This window comes from Sinorhizobium sp. RAC02 (assembly GCF_001713395.1).
Classification (GTDB): Bacteria; Pseudomonadota; Alphaproteobacteria; order Rhizobiales; family Rhizobiaceae; genus Shinella.
Genome location: NZ_CP016452.1, coordinates 284,084 through 297,207 on the forward strand (window position 1 = coordinate 284,084; position 13,124 = coordinate 297,207).

At 59.8% G+C, this 13,124-nt stretch carries 10 protein-coding genes and 2 pseudogenes; 8 read left to right on the forward strand and 4 right to left on the reverse strand.

The features are described 5' to 3' along the window. Positions 1–15: 15 nt before the first annotated feature. Both BSY16_RS22550 and BSY16_RS22555 read left to right on the forward strand, forming a co-directional pair. Positions 16–1,596: a GMC family oxidoreductase gene (locus BSY16_RS22550; protein WP_069062098.1), complete on the forward strand. Its 1,581-nt coding sequence runs from the start codon at positions 16–18 to the stop codon at positions 1,594–1,596. 338 nt (positions 1,597–1,934) lie between these two features. After that, positions 1,935–3,254 (forward strand): annotated as a pseudogene (locus BSY16_RS22555) (IS701 family transposase). Positions 3,255–3,297: 43 nt separating this feature from the next. On the opposite strand, the gene BSY16_RS31595 reads toward BSY16_RS22555, so the two are convergent. Further along, positions 3,298–4,013 (reverse strand): IS5 family transposase gene (locus tag BSY16_RS31595; RefSeq protein ID WP_286157322.1). Its coding sequence is split into 2 segments (ribosomal slippage): positions 3,298–3,717 and positions 3,720–4,013, totalling 714 coding nucleotides; the frame shifts between segments, so codons are not numbered across the junction. A gap of 421 nt (positions 4,014–4,434) precedes the next feature. On the opposite strand from BSY16_RS31595, the gene BSY16_RS22565 reads away from it, so the two are divergent. From BSY16_RS22565 to BSY16_RS22585, 6 genes and pseudogenes are all read left to right on the forward strand, one after another. Continuing rightward, positions 4,435–4,806, forward strand: coding sequence for a calcium-binding protein (locus BSY16_RS22565; RefSeq protein ID WP_150130106.1), 372 nt, complete (start codon positions 4,435–4,437; stop codon positions 4,804–4,806). After that, a pseudogene (locus BSY16_RS31600) lies at positions 4,791–5,410 on the forward strand (integrase core domain-containing protein); the annotation flags it as partial. The gene BSY16_RS22565 and the pseudogene BSY16_RS31600, both read left to right, overlap by 16 nt. Positions 5,411–5,778: 368 nt before the next feature. After that, complete coding sequence (locus tag BSY16_RS33150; protein ID WP_353652395.1) at positions 5,779–5,988, forward strand: hypothetical protein; 210 nt, start codon at positions 5,779–5,781, stop codon at positions 5,986–5,988. Positions 5,989–6,819: 831 nt separating this feature from the next. Further along, on the forward strand, positions 6,820–9,660 hold the full coding sequence (locus tag BSY16_RS22580; RefSeq protein WP_069062102.1) for a beta strand repeat-containing protein: 2,841 nt from the start codon (positions 6,820–6,822) through the stop codon (positions 9,658–9,660). A 413-nt stretch (positions 9,661–10,073) separates the two neighbouring features. After that, positions 10,074–10,229, forward strand: a complete 156-nt coding sequence (locus BSY16_RS32540) for a hypothetical protein (protein ID WP_171902476.1) — start codon at positions 10,074–10,076, stop codon at positions 10,227–10,229. A 5-nt stretch (positions 10,230–10,234) separates the two neighbouring features. Beyond that, complete coding sequence (locus tag BSY16_RS22585) at positions 10,235–10,696, forward strand: hemerythrin domain-containing protein (protein WP_286157323.1); 462 nt, start codon at positions 10,235–10,237, stop codon at positions 10,694–10,696. A gap of 9 nt (positions 10,697–10,705) precedes the next feature. Here the strand turns inward: BSY16_RS22585 and ubiV are convergent, their stop codons facing one another. Genes ubiV through ubiT form a run of 3 tightly spaced genes read right to left on the reverse strand, consistent with a single transcriptional unit; the run spans position 10,706 to position 13,124 of the window. Beyond that, positions 10,706–11,641: a ubiquinone anaerobic biosynthesis protein UbiV gene (gene ubiV, locus BSY16_RS22590; RefSeq protein ID WP_069062104.1), complete on the reverse strand. Its 936-nt coding sequence runs from the start codon at positions 11,639–11,641 to the stop codon at positions 10,706–10,708. Positions 11,642–11,649: 8 nt separating this feature from the next. Beyond that, positions 11,650–12,627, reverse strand: coding sequence for a ubiquinone anaerobic biosynthesis protein UbiU (gene ubiU, locus BSY16_RS22595; RefSeq protein WP_069062105.1), 978 nt, complete (start codon positions 12,625–12,627; stop codon positions 11,650–11,652). Further along, positions 12,618–13,124, reverse strand: coding sequence for a ubiquinone anaerobic biosynthesis accessory factor UbiT (gene ubiT, locus BSY16_RS22600; protein WP_069062106.1), 507 nt, complete (start codon positions 13,122–13,124; stop codon positions 12,618–12,620). Before ubiT ends, ubiU begins: the two co-directional genes overlap by 10 nt.

Genomic DNA, 13,124 nt, shown 5'->3' on the forward strand with positions numbered 1-13,124 from the left:
CCAGAGTAACAGGCCATGAAAAGCTACGACTACATCATTGCCGGCGGCGGTTCTTCGGGCTGTGTTCTGGCAAACCGGCTTGTGACGGCGGGCAAAAGCGTCCTGCTTCTCGAAGCGGGACCAGCCGACAACACGCCCTACATCCACATCCCCGCCACCTTCGTGAAGGTGCTCGGCACGAAGCGGACCTTCATGTATGCCACCGAGCCGGAGCCGGGCGCCAACAACCGCGTGCTCGTGGTTCCACAGGGTCGGACGCTGGGCGGCGGCTCATCCGTCAACGCCATGATCTATATCCGCGGACAGGCCGAGGACTACGATACCTGGCGCGACCTCGGCTGCGAAGGGTGGGGCTACGAAGACGTGCTGCCCGTCTTCCGCCGTTCGGAGGACAACGAGGTGCTCGCCGACGACTATCATGGTACCGGGGGGCTGCTGAAGGTTTCGGAACCACGTTTCCGCCATCCGATCAGCACGGCATTCGTCAAGGCCGCGCAGCAGGTAGGCCTTGCCTATTCGCACGATTTCAACGGCGCTCGGCAGGACGGCGTCGGCTTCTACCAGACGACGACGACAAATGCCCGGCGCGGCTCGACGGCCACCACCTATCTCAAGGCCGTGCGCCGCTCTCCCCTGCTGGATGTGAGCACCGAGAGTATCGCAACCAAGATCATCCTGGAGAACGGAGCCGCCATTGGCCTTGCCTACCGGCAACGGGACGGCATCATGGTCGAGGCCCGGGCCAGAGAAGAGGTCATCCTGTGCGCCGGAGCACTCGCCACACCGAAGATCCTGATGTTGTCGGGCATCGGCCCTGGCGACATGCTCTCGCGGCATGGCATCCTGGTCATCCGCGACCTGCCCGGCGTCGGCGAAAATTTTCAGGACCACATCGCTGTTTCCGTCTACGGCGTCACCGACGGGCCCATTTCCCTGAAGGATCAGGACAAGGGCCTGAAGGCCGTCACCAACGCTTTGCAGTATCTGTTCGGGAGATCCGGTCTGTTATCCTCAAACGTCGTAGAAAGCGGCGGCTTTATCGATACGAGCGGCTGCGGGCGTCCCGACGTGCAGATCCACGTCACCCCGACCCTTGTCGGCGACGCGACGCGCGGACAGATGGACGGCCACGGCGTCTCGATAAATCCCTGCATTCTACGCCCCGCCTCAAGGGGCAAGGTCTCCCTGCGCAGCGACCGCGTAGAGGATGCGGTCCATTTCGTCGGCAACAACCTGGTCGCCCAGGAGGATGTCGACACCCTGGTGCGCGGCATCAAGCTCTCGCGCAAAATCCTCGCCGCTCCTGCGATGAAAGCGCTCGGCTTTCGGGAGTTGGCACCAGGCGATGAAAAGTCTTCCGACGCGGACTTCGAGGCGCATGCGCGGGCGAATGCCAAAACCGTTTATCACCCGGCCGGCACCTGTAAGATGGGAAGAGATCCGTTGGCCGTCGTCGACGATCATCTCCGTATTCACGGTGTGCCACGCCTCCGGGTAGCCGATGCCTCCATCATGCCAACGCTGGTGAGCGGCAACACCAATGCGCCCTGCATCATGATAGCGGAACGCTGCGCAGACTTCCTGCTTTCGAGTTGACGCACCCGTTGGCCGATAAGGTGTGGCTTGATCCAGTCATGTAGCTCTTGAACGGATCAGAATCTACGACCCAGTTACTAGAAGTCCCCTAATGTTGTCCCATTACAGCTCTACAGGCCTTTGGATGAGACCTCGCCACGAGGCCTGCAGTCGGCAATGTAGCGGACGCATACGCCGGCGTGGGCAAGAATGATTGTAAAACCCCACGCGTAACCCGTCCCGCAAATCCTTGTCACGGCTTGGGAAAAGAGAAGCCGGAAGGACTACTAGCACTACTTTGGCAGATTCGGGCAAGGCTGGTTTGAGATGATTTGTGCTCTCTTCGTTGGGGGCGCGATATGGCAGATTGGGATACGGAGCTTTCGACCTTTTTGCAGCCATTTCTGGACAAGCTCGGACACAAGAAGCGGCGACAGATGTGCCCTCTTTACGTCTCCGGGCTCATTGGTCCCGGTGACCGCAAGAGTATCGAGCCGATGGCGGAACGGTTTGCTCCAGGCCAGTACGACCGCCTGCACCATTTCATTTCCGATGGCCTTTGGAATGCTGTTCCTCTTGAGACCGAGCTTGCGCTGCAGGCGGACAGGATCGTTGGCGCGTTAGATGCGTTTCTGGTGATCGATGATACCGGCCTTCCCAAGAAAGGCGACCAATCGGTCGGGGTCGCGCCGCAATACGCTTCGATGCTGGGCAAGAGGGCAAATTGCCAGACGCTGGTGTCGGTGACGCTTGCGCGAGACGAGGTTCCCGTTCCGGTTGGCTTGCGTCTGTTTTTGCCCGAGAGCTGGACCAGCGACACGGAGCGGATGGCCAAGGCCGGGGTTCCCGATGCCATGCGGACATCTCGCACGAAGCCGGAGATCGCTCTTAACGAGATCGATCGGTTGATCGCGGCTGGTGTCCGGTTTGGCACAGTGCTGGCTGACGCAGGCTACGGCCTGTCGGCGACCTTCCGCCAGGGGCTAAGTGGACGTGGCCTCACCTGGGCGGTCGGCATCCCCAAGCATCAAAAGGTCTATCCCCATGATGTCGAATTGATCTTTCCCATCTCCGGTCATGGTCGCCCACGCAAGCATCCGATCCCCGACATTCTGTCGGTTGCGGCCGAAACGGTGTTAGCACCTGCAAATTGGAAAAAGGTCAGTTGGCGCCGTGGCACGAAAGGCCGCCTCGCGGCACGCTTTGCCGCATTGCGCATCCGGATCGCCGACGGCACGCCCCAGCGCATTCTCGACAAGGGACAGCAACACATGCCGGGCGAGGAAGCCTGGCTGGTTGGCGAGTGGCGATCAAACGATGAGCGCAAATACTACCTGTCCAACTTGCCGGCTAACGCCACGTTGAAAGCGCTGGCGGCCGCCATCAAGGCGAGATGGGTTTGTGAGCAAGCGCATCAGCAGATGAAAGAGGAACTCGGCCTCGACCACTTCGAAGGCCGATCATGGCAAGGACTACATCGGCACGCTCTGATGACGATGATCGCCTATGCTTTCCTCCAGCACCAGAGACTGCAGACTGCAAAGCGGGAAAAAAAAGAAGCGACAAGTACGCAAGGGGCCGCCTGAGCCCACCTTGCCTGCTATCCGTCGAGCCGTCATCAGCGCACTCGCCAGACCCATGACGACAATCCGGTGTCCCCACTGCAAAGGGCAAATTAGAACCGCAGAATCAGTTCTGCCAAAGTAGTGCTAGGCACGAGACTCAATTAGCCCACCAGATGACGATGGCAGCGATGAGGATTGCGGCTTTGAAGTTTGTGGCGAGCTTGTCGTATCGGGTTGCGATGCGTCTCCAGTCTTTCAGTCTGCAAAAGGTGCGCTCGATCATGTTGCGTCGACGATATGGCCTTTCATCGAAGGGGTGTCTTCGCTTGCGGGTCGGATTGTTCGGTATGACGGGGACAGTTTTCCGCTTCAGCAGGTATTGGCGCAGGCGATCGCTATCGTGAGCGGTATCGGCGATCAGGAAGTATGCGGCATCCACACCGTCCAACAGAAGAACGGCCGCCTTTGCATCTCCCATCTGGCCAGGAGAGACGAGAAGATTGAGCGGGCGGCCACAACCATCTACGAGGACGTGGATTTTCGTGGTCCTGCCGCCGCGCGAACGGCCGATCGCTTGTATTTGCGCCCCCCTTTTCCGCCTGCCGCCGAACGGTGCGCCATGGCTGTGGTGGAATCGATCATCTGCATGTCGGCGGGGCTGGCTTCAACCAGTGCATCGAACAGTTTCTGCCAGAGGCTGCGTCCTGCCCGGCGATGAAAGCGATTGTAAATGGTCGTTGGCGGGCTGTAGCTGGCAGGGCAATCTTGCCACCGGCAGCCCACACGCAACACATGGACAATCCCGCTGAGAACCTGACGGTCATCGACCCGGCGAGCGCCGGGACGGTTCTTGGGCAGCAAGGGCTCTATCACAGCCTATTGGCGATCATTCAACCAAAAGAGATTGCTCATGAATTTCCTCCCAGCGGGGAAGTGAATCACAAAGAAAATGGGCAATCAATAATTTGATTGGGTTTCGACCCTAAAGCTACCTTATGGCGTAAGGCGGCTTCGAAAGTTCTGTTGCTCGGTTCATTCTCTTCCACTTTTTCATCAAAGCACCCGCGCGTGAGCATTAAGTCAAGGGCTGCTTTGGCTACGGGCGAGACGCGCTCAAGCCAGCCAGAAGCAACGACGAAGGCATCGTCATCGACATCGTCAATTTTTGCAGCTGCCTCGTTAACGACTGAAAGAACCCTGGTAACAGCCTTCCGCCAATGAAACGTCGATTGCCGATCTTCATCTATTGGCGACCCCAGGACTTGCTGAACTCGCGGACGGTGCTCCGATCACGATGGTTGGCGACAACGGTGACAACGCGATCATCGGCACCACGGCAAGCGACGTTATCGATGCTATGAATGGTAACGATACTGCGCAGGGACTTGCCGGAAACGACCGGATATATGGTCGCGCAGGGAACGACGCGCTCTATGGCCAAGATGGGAACGACATACTCAACGGCGGCGGTGGCGTCGACATAGCATCCTACGCCGACGCTGCTGGCGGGGTTACCGTGAGCTTGGCGAATCCCGGGATCAACACAGGGGAAGCGGAAGGGAACTCCTTTGTTTCAATCGAAGGCGTGGTTGGTTCGCAGTATGCCGACACTCTTCGGGGAAACTCTGCGTCCAACACCCTCGACGGTAGCGGCGGGAGGGGCTGAAAGTGTCCCACAAGCAACCAAAGCGGGGGCGGCTGTGACTGAGCGGCAGTTCATACCTCCGGGTTCGGCCGGAATACCCCAACCATGTCTGGTCTTACGACTCCGTTGAGGATCGCACCCATAACGGCAGGAAAATCCGTGTGCTTAACGTGATCGACGCGTTCACACGGGAATGCATCGCCATCAAGGTCGAGAGGACGCTGGAGACCGTCGGTGTAATCGACGTGCTTTCCGATCTCTTCATCCTGAGGACAATCCCGGCGCATATTCGTTCCGGCAGCAGTCCGGAATTCATCGCCAAGGCGTTGCGGGACTGGATCGCGGCGTTGGGCGCCAAAACCACTTATATCATGCCGGGCAGCCCTTGGGAAAACGGCGCGAGAGCTTCAACTCGAAGCTCCGCGACGAACTGCTCAACGGCGAAATCTCCTACACACTCAAAGAGGCAAAGATCGCCTTCAAAAACTGGCGACATCACCACAACACTGTGCGGTCGCACTCATCGCAGGGTTACAAGCCACCGGCACCAGAAGCAGCCGTCTGGCCTCACCAGAAACTGCCGGTTTCAACGCTAGCGGTGGCCAGCAGGCCGAGCATGCACTAACATTCAAACCGGATCATCAACCAATGGGGGCAGGCCAGGATGCTCTACCACTATTTCCAGAGCGGGGAGCTGCCCTACAAAAGCGGCATTGGAAGACGTCTATGATGACCTGTGCAAACAAGAGGCCGGTCTCAATAGATAGGACCACGACCCGATCAACGGGATCAAAGTGCTGACCATTTTCACCTACGACTACATGCGGCGGCGCCTGCCTTCATCAAAATGATATTGGCAGAGAACCAACAGTATTAGGAGTTCATCCGCACTATAGATAGCATACCGCGCTCATCCCGCCCGCTCATCGATTTCGTCCAGACACGCTCGATCGAGGCGAAGCTGCCGGCCTTGTCCGCCCGGGCACCGCCGCTATGCAACTTTACGTCTCGATTGTCACTTTGAGCTTCATCCACATATCCAGCCGCTACACTTTGTCGGTCGCATGCGGCATCGACCTCTCCCCGCAACGGATCGTTGTCGAACGGAGGCAGCATGTCGTCAACTTGATCGAAACCTACGTGAGATCGGCTTCAAACGGCGAGCAGACGCCCCCGTCAGGTGTTTGCCCCCTGCTTTGCTGAGGGATGCACGACGAGACTCATCAGAACGTCGCGAAGCGGGTGAAAGGCATGCTGAGAGCTCTCGCCACCCACATTCGCCGTATCCGTGCATGACTCAGTGGAGAGCTCTAGGCAGCCAAAATTGGCTGATCTCACCAGACCACATCACCTTGTGATGAAGGGCATTTCAAATGCCTTTTCGCAATGTATCAGGAGTTTCCTTCCTGGCCGGTCGACGCAGGGCGGCGCTTAGGCTTGGCCCAGGTCACGTCGGACACAAAGCCATGCCACCCTTCCGAGCTGCCTTCATGATCCGAGCACGGTTACGTAACTTTGAAACGATGATGCCCAGCAACGCCCCAAGGCCTGCTCCTCGCGGCATTTCTGTATTCACCAAGAAGGAATAATAGCTCAGCCTCAACTTAAGGTTGAACATGCAAATCTTCTAGCCTCGCCAGGTGGTGGGGCGGTATCGCATATAAGAAAAATAAATTATTCGAAAATAAACCTGAAACCACACACGTCCTTTATTGGTAAGCGCCTTTTGAGAAAGAGGCGATCAGGAAACTGAAAGAAACACCCGGAGGCGAAATCGTCATCGCGTCGGGTGAGAAGCTCTCTTTGATTTTTTTCTCAGAACCGGGCGACCAAGGCATTCGGTTTCTCTGTGTGGCATGGGGTAGCGACACCCGTGTTTCCGACTACGTATGCCTCAAATGTCGCTTTTTACTCGGGCCATTCGCCCTGTCCAATGGCCTGATACGCACCTTGGAATGCGTTCGCATTAACCTGCAGTTTTTGCCGAAATCACGCTGAATTCCGATCGACCATATCAGTTCAGGAGTGTTACAAATGACCGTCACTACCACCTTCAACAACACCACCACGACCTTCCAATTCGGGGTCAATACTTTCACGCCAGGTACACAGATTTTGCCGGATGTGCTGGGCCTCGATAACGGCGGTTTCGTTGCCGCCTACAACACCACAAGCGGAAACTTCATCCTTTTAAATTTCTATGATGCCAATTCCAATCAGGTCGGTGGCTTCCGCATCCCCTATGACGATGCCAACACCGAGCCCCCAGGGAAGCCCTCGCTAACCAAGCTCGCGAATGGCAACGTATTGGTCGTCTGGGACGACAACAATCCCGCCGAAACCGCCATGCTGGGCCGCATCTTCGACCAGGACGGCAACGCGGTTGGCGGCGAACTGACATTGAGTGGGTCATCGATCTCTTTCGAAGATCCGGTCACCAGCGCGCTCACCGGTGGCGGCTTTGCCATCAGCTTCACCTTTGGCGGCAACATCTTCATCGGCCGCTACAACGCGTTCGGCGGCCAGCTGGGCGGCTTCACCCAGGTCAACACCGTGGCAACGGCCGGCACCCAAAATGATGCTTCAATCGTCGGGCTGGCCGATGGCGGCTTCGTTGTGACTTATACCGACACCAATCCTGCCAACCAGCCACTCAGGGCGGTGATCTACAATGCCGATGGCACGGTACGCACGGCCGACTTCCTGATCGACAGCTTCGGTGACAACACGCAGTCGGCACTGACCGCGTTGCCGAACGGCAATTGGGCCGTGGTCTATACGGATTCCGGCTGGGCCGAAGGCGGCACGCTGGGCAACGGCATCACACTGGAGATTTTCAACGCCAATGGCGTCTCCCAGACCGGCTTCATCAAGGTCAATACCACGAGCACCGTCGATGAAGTCGAGCCCGACGTTTCGGTCCTCTCGAACGGCTTTATCGTCGTCAGTTGGACGAAACCTTTCAACGCAACCACCGACGACATCTTTGCCCGCATTTTCGATCAGAACGGCAATGCGCTGCCGGCCAACCTGGCGAGCGAATTTGCGATCGCAGCGGAAGGCGCGGACCGCGACGTTTTTTCCGCCCTCGGCATGCTGAAAAACGGCAAATTCATCACCGTATGGCAGGATGCCGGCGACACCGACGGTAGTGGTGGCCGGATAACCGGCGAGGTCAACCAGGTTACCCGCACCAGCATCAGCGACGGTGCGAGCGACACGATCCAGATCGATTCTCTGCGAGACATCGCGTCCGGCAATGCCGGCAATGATACGTTCCGGGGTGGCGGCCTCGATGCTTTCACCAATGATACCATCGACGGCGGCGCCGATGCCGACCGCATCCTCGCGACTGGTGACATCAGCCTCGTCGACACGACAGTCATCTCTATAGAGGAAATCGAATTCGAGGCCGCAGCGCCCGAAAAGCTTGTCATCGTCCGCGCCGATCAGATCGGCGTTGGCCTTGCGGCCAATCTCGTTCTCGATTTTGCAGCGGTTGGCACGCCTGACCGTTTCCGCGTCGAAATGCTCAACGCGACCTCCGTCGACCTGTCGCAATTCCAGGTACTCGACTTCTTTCCGGGTGCCGGCGAAGCGGACCGACTGATCATTCTCGGTGACAATGACAATGAAACGATGCGTGGCACATCGGTACGAGACGAGTTGTTTGGCACAGGCGGCAACGACCTGTTGGACGGAGGCCTCGGCGGCGATTATCTGTCTGGCGGAAGCGGCTCCGACCGGGTCACATATGCCAACGCGATAGCTGGCGTGATTGCCAACCTGTCCAGTCCTGCGGGCAATACGGGTGAAGCCGCTGGCGACACCTACAACTCGGTCGAGAACCTCACCGGTTCGGCTTTCAATGATACGTTGACGGGCACCAACGGCACCAACAGCATTCTCGGGGGCAATGGTGACGACAGACTCACCGGTCTGAATGGAAACGACAACCTGTTCGGGAACGACGGCAACGATATCCTGCTCGGCGGCGCGGGGGCGGATGACCTTTCCGGTGGCGCCGGAAGCGACCGTGCTTCCTACGAGGCTGCAGCGGCTGGCGTGATTGCCAACCTGTCCAGCCCCGCCGGCAATACGGGTGATGCAGCCGGCGACACCTACAATTCAGTCGAAAATCTAACCGGCTCGGCCTTCGGCGATTCGCTGACGGGCAACAACGGCACCAACAGCATAATCGGCGGTGCTGGCAATGACACCATTTCCGGGCTCAACGGCAATGACAACTTGTTCGGACAGGATGGAAACGACAACCTGATCGGCGGCGCCGGTGCAGACAACCTCTCCGGTGGCACTGGATCGGACAGGGCCTCTTACCAGACGGCGACGGCCGGGGTGGTCGCAAGCCTGACAACTCCGGCCAGCAATACCGGCGACGCAGCGGGCGACACCTATTCGTCGATCGAAAACCTGACAGGTTCCGCTTTCAACGATGCGCTGACTGGCAACAGCGGTAACAACATCCTGATCGGCGGCAATGGCAACGATACGCTGAACGGCAGGGCCGGCAATGACACGCTGACAGGGGGCGGCGGAAACGATACGTTCCTGTTCAACACAGCGCTCGGAGCAACAAACGTCGACACGATCACCGACTTCAGCTTCGTCAACGACACGATCCGGTTGGACAATGCCATCTTCAACGCAATCGTCGGTGTCGGTGTGCTCAGCGCCGCGCAATTTGTCGCCAATGCCAGCGGCGCGGCCGGCGATCTGAACGACCGCATCATCTATGAAACTGATACTGGGGAACTGTACTACGATTCCAACGGCAGTGCGGGGGGTGGATCAGTGTTGTTCGCTACCCTTTCTGCTGGCCTCGGCATCAGTAACGCGGACTTCTTCATCGTCTAGGGCGCAGTAGCGCCCTACGAACGGACCGAATACACAAGGCGCCGGCAGGTCCGGCGCCTTTTTTTGAAGACTGCCGGTCGACGTCGGCTTCAAACGGGTGCGCACTCCGTTGGTTGGCCTCGGCAGCGATGGCAGCCACGACTTCGTCCAACTGCCAGATGTCGTCGCGATACGCCTGCTCGTCACGTAATCGGCGAGCGAAGTCCGGCCCGAACTTTCCTTGCCCAGCGGCGGATCACTTCGTGGCGCAACTGCGCACCATCCGGGCGAACGGCCTTCCGCCTCCAATGTCCGCACCGTCTATCTTCGCCATGGCCTTTCGTAGCGTCGGGAGCCGCAGGCTTCTTTGCGCCGGCACAAAGAGTAGCGGCGGCCGGCGCGGCAGAATGGTGGTGAAACGAAAGGATCCTTCCATGACGGATGCACAGTTCAGCCTCGTCGTCGCAGCCCCGGTCATCGCCGGCTTTGCCTTGATGCTCTATCGCATGGGTGTCCTGCAGGGCGCGGGTACGCTTTCCGCCGTCGGCGCGTCGATCGTCATCGCTGCCGTGCTGTTCTTCGGCCAATAGATCTCATGAGCGAACCGAGCCTCGATGCCGCCGATATCGGCCGGCTGGAAGCGCTTCACTACCGCCTGCTCGACCTGTGCCTTCGTCTCGAAGACGCTGCGGGCGAACCGGGTGTCGCCGGCGACATGCGCGAGCTTGCAGAGACGATGCCATCGCTTCTCCAAACGGCCCACGACCTTGAGGAACGCGTGCTCTTTCCCGATTTCGACCGCCACGCCGGCTCCTGCTTCGCCGCCATGGCCATTGGACGCCTGAAGGCGGAACATCGCTGCGATCGGCTTGCTGCCGAAGAGCTGTCCCTGACGCTGAAGGCCGTCGCGAACGATCGATGCGCCCTCTCGACTGAGACGGTTGCGCGCATGGTCAGCGGCTTTCAGGAAGCGCTTCGCCGCCACGTCTTCGCTGAACAGATGATGATGGAGGCGCTGCTCTCCGCCAGGGCCGACGAGCGTACCATTTTCGCCTGAACCGGTCGTTCAACCGTGCCCGATTGCCGTGTTGCGCCCGCGCGAAACCCAGGCAGCTCCTTCCTGCTGGTGCAGGAAACCGTTCGAGAAGCGCACGCCCGGATAGACGCCCGACAGGTCCGCAATCGCCTCCGCGCCGTCCATCCTGCCATCGAGGACCGCACGGTAAATACCGGCCACCGCAACCATGTCGCAATCCTGCGGGGAGAGCCGGACACGCGAAAGTCCCGCCTCCACCAGCGGCGCTAGATCATCGAGAAGCACGGCACAGCTATTCGACATGGTCTGCACACCGTTCAACACGAGGAAGGATTGGCGATCGAGGGTGCGCAGCGGCAGGCCGTCCGGCTCCTCGCCGCAGATGAACTGGCAATTGTCTTTTGTCAGTCCCTTTGAGCGGGCATGGGCGCAGCGGGCGGAAATGGCGAGCGGTATGCGGCCGAACGCAAAGATCTCGAAGGAGAAGCCGGGCATCGCGGCCAGAATCTGCAGGATGGAACCCGCCGGCAGCTCCGGCGGCAGGCAGATGTTGTCTGCGCCACGCGCCGCAAGCAGACGCGCCGTTGCAGCATTGTAGACATTGACCAGCGGGCCGATCGCGTGCGGGCGGTCCTTGACGAGGCCAAGCGCAGAAAGATCGTTTGCCTCGACCGGGTGGGTGCTGTCGCGGATGAGATCGCGAACATGGCGGCTTTCCCGCTCCAGCGTCACCATGGCGAGCGTGGAGAACGTCACGCGTTTGCCAGCCGCTTCCAACCGATCGACGACCTCGGCGACATGCGGCTCGCTGAAATGCTGGCGCTTGGAGCAGACGGTCTCACCCAGCGTCACATTGGTAACGTCCGCCTCATCGGCGATGCGGAAGTAGAAGTCGCGCCATTTCGGCCCGTCCCACAGGAAGTAGACCGGTCCGAGGCTGAGAGCCCGTTTGTTGATCTTCGACATGTCGTCTCCTATCGCCAGCGCTTGTCATAGGCGCCCGTCGTGGTGCGCTGGCCTTCGCTCATTGCGCGCAGCCGGGCCACCAGCGCGGCCCGCTCGGCCGGACCCGCGGTGAGCGCCCTCTTCAGCGAAGACACGACCTCGGCGACATAGGCCTTGCCGCGCTGTCGCCCCTCGATCTTGAGCGCGCAGACGCCGGCTGCCCGGAGCGCATCGATCTCATCGATGACATCGAGCGAGACCGGATCCTCGAAGGCATAGCCTTCCACGTCGCCGATTTCGAAACGCCCCTTGCACAGCGTCGGGTAGCCGGAGGCTTCACCGGGGCCGAAACGGTTGATCGTGTAGGCGCCGAGTTCCGAGACGAGGTCCGCGCCGTCCTGCCGGTAGCGCACATGGCTTGCCGGCGAGCAGACGCCATTCATGTTGGGCGATTTGCCGGTGGCATAGGAGGAGAGCGAACAGCGCCCCTCCGCCATGACGCAGAGCCCGCCGAAGGCGAAGACCTCCACCTCGCAGGCGATCTGCCGCGTCAACCGGGCAATATCCTGCACGGTCAACACGCGTGGCAGCACGACGCGCCTGGCGCCAAAAGCCTCGATGAGGAAGCGGATCGCATCCGCATTGGAGGCCGAAGCTTGGACGGACACATGCAACCGCTGTTCCGGATACTTCTCCGCCACATAGGCCATCAGGCCGAAATCGGCGAGGATCAGCGCATCGGCGCCGATCGCCACCGCATCGTCTGCCGCCCGATACCAAAGCGCCTCATCGCCCGCCCGCATGAAGGTGTTGAGCGCGACGAAGGTCTGCACCCGCCTGCTATGGGCAAGTCCTATGGACTGGCGCAGTTCCTCACGGCTGAAATTGAGGCCAGGAAAATTGCGGGCATTGGTCTCATCGCGAAAGCCGCAATAAACCGCATCGGCTCCGGCCTCCACCGCTTCGCGGAAGGCGGAAGGCGTGCCGGCCGGACAGATCAGTTCCATGCGGGGACCCTCGCTTCGAGGGTCTTGGCGCGCACATATCGCGCGACACCCGAAACCAGCGGCGAAAACGGCCCGGCCAGCGCGCCGAGTTCGCTTGGCAGGTCGATGGCGCTGTCATCGAGAGCATTGCGCAGCGCCAGCATGGCCTCCATGTCGCCCGTCACCGAAAGGTCGCGTGAGAAGAACAGCGCGTCCGCATCACACCGCCCTTCGAGAAGCCCAAGCAGCAACACGAGCGGTCCGCCGATGCGGGCATCCGCCGATGGCGCCTGGCCTCGCGACACGCTGAGCGAACATTTTTCCGGGACCACGATGAAATGCAGCGGCAGGTCGGTCGGCGAAAAACCATAGCGGACCTGCTGGTACGGACCGAGCCGTTCGAAAAGGCCGGGATGAGCCTTGAGCACCCCGGAAAAGACGAGGCGCGCCATCCGCTCGACCAGCCAGATCGGAGCTATATCGGCCGGTTTTGCGAAAAAGGGAGGAAGAAGCGACAT